The organism is Pseudoalteromonas sp. HM-SA03 (genome assembly GCF_002289345.1).
Lineage (GTDB): Bacteria > Pseudomonadota > Gammaproteobacteria > Enterobacterales > Alteromonadaceae > Pseudoalteromonas.
Window position 1 is genome coordinate 88483 of record NZ_NSDG01000004.1, and the last position, 4672, is coordinate 93154.

Annotated in this window: 2 protein-coding genes; both read left to right on the top strand. The window is 41.9% G+C overall.

What is annotated here, in order from left to right; translation table 11 throughout:
- Nucleotides 1–152 precede the first annotated feature (152 nt).
- The gene (ggt, locus tag CKO50_RS01105) at nucleotides 153–1847 is read left to right on the top strand and encodes a gamma-glutamyltransferase (protein ID WP_095726664.1); all 1695 of its coding nucleotides are present in this window, start codon (nucleotides 153–155) and stop codon (nucleotides 1845–1847) included.
- 112 nt (nucleotides 1848–1959) lie between these two features.
- Nucleotides 1960–3975, top strand: a complete 2016-nt coding sequence (locus CKO50_RS01110) for an amidohydrolase family protein (protein WP_095726665.1) — start codon at nucleotides 1960–1962, stop codon at nucleotides 3973–3975.
- Nucleotides 3976–4672 lie beyond the last annotated feature (697 nt).

The following is a 4672-nucleotide window of genomic DNA, read 5'->3' on the forward strand; positions in this document are numbered from 1 at the left end:
TTATTGTGGCAGATCAAGCACTATGGTGACGGAGTGTTGAGTTTTCGCATTAGGTCCAATCTCGTTTTCTTTCGCTTTGACCGCAAATGAATTGCTGTAAGTGAGTTGGCTTTTTATATTGATTAAAAAGAAAACAATAAAAGAGAAAAATAATGAATAGGGTAGTTAAGTGCACACTGGTTAGTATGCTTTGTGCTTCCGTAAGCTCAGCGACTCTCGCATATGACAGGATCACCGGAAAAGCTTTTGCTAGCCGCTCTGAGGTTATTGCAACTCAGGGCATGGTGGCAACTTCTCAACCACTGGCAACACAAGTCGCAATCGAGGTTTTGAAGCAAGGTGGAAGTGCCATAGATGCTGCAATTGCAGCCAATGCCATGCTTGGCTTAGTGGAGCCTACAGGTTGTGGTATCGGCGGTGACTTATTTGCTATTGTGTGGGATGCGAAGCAACAAAAACTATTTGGTCTCAACGCTTCAGGGCGTTCACCAAAAAGCCTTTCGCTTGCAAAGTTACAGCAGCAAGGCGATACAATTCCAAGTTATGGGCCGCTTCCCGTTTCTGTGCCCGGTGCGGTCGATGGCTGGTTTGAACTGCACAGCAAATTTGGCAAACTGCCAATGAAACAGTTACTTCAACCCAGTATCGACTACGCTAGAAGCGGCTTTCCAGTTTCTGAGTTGATTGCTTATTACATGCAGCGCTCGGTGTCAGCTCGTGAGCAATATTCCGGATTTAAAGAAGTATTTATGCCTGAGGGTGAAATGCCTAAAAAGGGAGAGATATTTAAGAATCCGGCACTCGCTAATACTTATGAGTTACTTGCAGAAAAAGGCCGCGATGCCTTTTATAAAGGCAAAATTGCTAAAGAAATCGACCGTTACATGAAGGCCAATGGTGGATACTTAAGTTACCAAGACTTGGCTGAACACCGCAGTGAGTGGGTTGACCCCGTAAGTGCTGATTATCGCGGCTATACGTTATGGGAACTACCTCCCAATGGTCAGGGCATTGCCGCCCAGCAAATTCTCAATATTTTAGAGGGGTATGATATCAAGACAATGGGATTCGACAGCTCAGAGTATATTCACACCTTTGTTGAAGCAAAAAAACTTGCATTTGCGGATAGAGCAAAATACTACGCCGATCCAAACTTTAATGAGATACCAGTCGCAACGCTAATTTCGCAAGAGTATGCAGATAAAAGGCGTGCATTGATTGATCCAAATAAAGCAGCTAAACGCGATCATGCAGGCCCTACAGAAGGGGATACCATTTATCTCACAACTGCCGATAAAGAAGGGAATATGGTGTCGCTGATCCAAAGTAATTTCCGTGGAATGGGCTCGGGTATGACTCCAGCTAAGCTTGGTTTTGTCTTGCAAAATAGAGGCGAGCTATTTGCGTTAGATAAAAACCACTACAACGGTTATGCGCCGAGAAAAAGACCATTTCACACCATTATTCCTGCCTTTGTCACAAAAGATGGTAAACCATGGATGAGTTATGGCGTGATGGGAGGCGCGACTCAACCGCAAATGCATGCGCAGATCCTCATTAACATGATTGATTTTGGTATGAATCTACAAGAAGCGGGCGATGCACCTCGAATTTTGCATAGTGGTTCATCGCAGCCAACCGGTGAAATCATGACTGATGGAGGGTATGTGAGTCTCGAGTCTGGTTTTTCCATGGAAACCCGTAGAGAGCTGATAAAAAAGGGTCACAAATTACAAGAAGCAGTTGGTCCTTATGGCGGTTATCAAGCGATTATGCTAGATGGTAAAACTGGAGTTTACTATGGTGCATCCGAAACAAGGAAAGATGGCCAAGCAGCTGGTTACTAAAAGCCTGACTTGGTGGTGAAATCAACACGAATTGTAACAGTTAAAGCACTTCGCTTTTTGTTATCTTAATGTAATATTATTGTCGTTAAACGGAAATTTAAGGAACAATAACATGACAAAAATAATAACAAAGCGAAGTACCTTGACGACACTCATTGCGGCGCTTTTAACTACGCAGAGTTGGGTAGTATTTGCTGACACCATTATCAATAATGTTTACTCAGAAAAGGGCTTAGCTGGCACGCTAACTCAAGAAAAAATCGATGAGCAAAACTATAAAGCCAAAATTGAGTTTGGCTGGAACAACCGTCGGATCTTAATTGATGAAACCTTAAAGTTGAATGAAAAAGGATTGCCCATCAATTTTAGTCTTAAAGGGCGTTCTGCTTTTGGCTCCACAATTGACGAAACGTTTAGCTATAACAGGGGTATTGCACAGTGGAAAAGCGTCAATGAATCAGGCATTAAGGCTGACGCTACACTCGATTTCTACGTACCGTCTAATAACCACCTTGCACTAGATAACGCGACGATGCGTTACGTTTTACAAAATAATAAATACGAGTTAGATGTCTACCCTCAAGGTAAAATGCTTATCGAAAAAATGAAGACGATGAAGTTGGGGGAACAAACCGTTCATCTATTGGTAACGAGCGGCCTTAGCCTTACTCCTAATTTTGCATGGTATGACGACGATGGTAACTATTTCGCGCAAAGTTGGGGACCAATGTATGTCTTGCGCGACGGCTACACCAAAGCACAGTTCGAAGAACTTGAGGCTATCCAAAAACAAGCTGAACAGCAACATCTAGAAAACCTCGCCAACAAGCTGACACATGATGTCCCTGCATTACTTATTGAAAATGTTGCAGTCTTTGATGGTGAGCAGAAAAAACTGCTGAAAAATCATGATGTGTTGATTAAAAATGGCAAGATTGTAGAAATAGCTAAATATATTAAAAAACAAAATGGCATAGCTAGCCTTGATGCAAAAGGGAAAACCTTGATCCCAGGGCTTTGGGATATGCACGGTCATTTATCAAAAGAGAACGGTATTCTTAATATTGCGAATGGTGTTACCAGCGTTAGAGACATGGGTAACGAGCACGACAATATTATGGAAATTGAAGCGCTCTTTAATACCAATCAGGTGTTGGGTTCTCGTGTATATCGTGCTGGCTTTATGGATAAATTCAGCGAAAACTCAGCAGGCTTAAGTGTGAAATCATTGGAAGAAGCGCTCGAGACGGTCGATTTCTTTGCCGATAATGGCTATGTTCAAGTGAAGCTATATTCTTCAATCGATCCTAACTGGGTAAAGCCTATTTCTGATCGGGCACATCGCCGTGGATTGAGACTTAGCGGTCACGTGCCTGCGTTTATGACGGCAGAGCAAGCCATTGCAAATGGCTATGATGAGATTCAGCACATTAATATGCTGTTCCTTAATTTCCTTGCTGGTGAAGAAGTGGATACCAGAACACAAAAACGGTTCTCACTGATGGGAGAGCAAGCCTCTGGTTTATCACTCGATAGTCCAGAGATGAATGCATTCATCAAGCTACTAAGCGATAAGCGCATTGTTGTGGATCCTACCGTATCTACATTTAGAAGCTTATTGATGGCAGAAGATCAAAAGATCAACCCAGAATTTGCTGCTATTTCAGAGCATATGCCAATTGCATTCGCTCGTGGTTTAAAAGGGGCTGAGATGCATGTGGATGAACAGTTCAAACTGAGCTACCAAGAGTCGGGTGAAGCGATGCAAAAAATGCTGAAAAAGCTCTATGATGCCGGTGTTCCAATGGTACCTGGAACGGATAACATTGCAGGTTTTACCTTGATACGTGAGTTAGCACTTTACGTTGATGCTGGCATTCCTGCGGCTGATGTGCTGAATATGGCAACGCTAGAAAGCGCCAAATTGATGGGGGTTGCACATCAAACTGGTTCAATTACCAAGGGTAAAATGGCAGATCTAGTATTGATCGATGGTGATCCACTTAAGGACATAACGACACTGCAAAAAGCGACATTGGTGATCAAAGGTGAGCAAGCGTTTAAGCCTGCTGAAATTTACCAAGCGATAGGAGTGAAGCCGTTTACTACTTCACCTTCGCTGAAGTAATCGTTTGATGCTATAAGACCAGTGCAAAAATATAAGACTTGCACTGGTTTTATTTTCGTTACCTCGATATCAGACCAAATTGTATTTCTGAGTTTTGTCAAAAGTGTTTCTAAAACAGATGTTTGTTTGAAAAACAAACAAATCGTTCTAACCTTCCTGTTACTACCTAATAAAAAATTCCTAAAAATAGTTCGATGTAATCTTGTGTAATGGGTAAATTTACTTTTTTGTTAATAAGAGGTTTATTTATCAGTTTCTTGTGCTAGCCTTTTTTAGTACAGATCACGAGTTGTTGATGTGAAGCCATACAAATTGTGTGTGTTTTACCAGCTTCAATATGGTCTTTTTTATAACTCTATTTGAGACTTTGATGTCGTCACCCCCGCGTACAAGGATGGTAAAAAAGTTGCCATATTCAAGCGTTAAAGTGACAGTGAGTGATTACAGCAATGTTGTATATATGCTGCAAGCAAATAGCAGAAGGTGCTGTTGATTAACTTGGCTCGCGGTTTTAGCGGTTAGTTAACCTTTATAGATATACCCTACAAACGTTTACCTACTTAAATGGGTATTGTGTTTGTTGCGGTTAAGTAATTGATTGGTTTTTTACAACGTTACTGATGGTTAACTGTCGCAAGCCAAATTGATACTGCTCGCGCTGTTGCCAAAGGAGTCCCAACCAAGCTATGGGGATGGC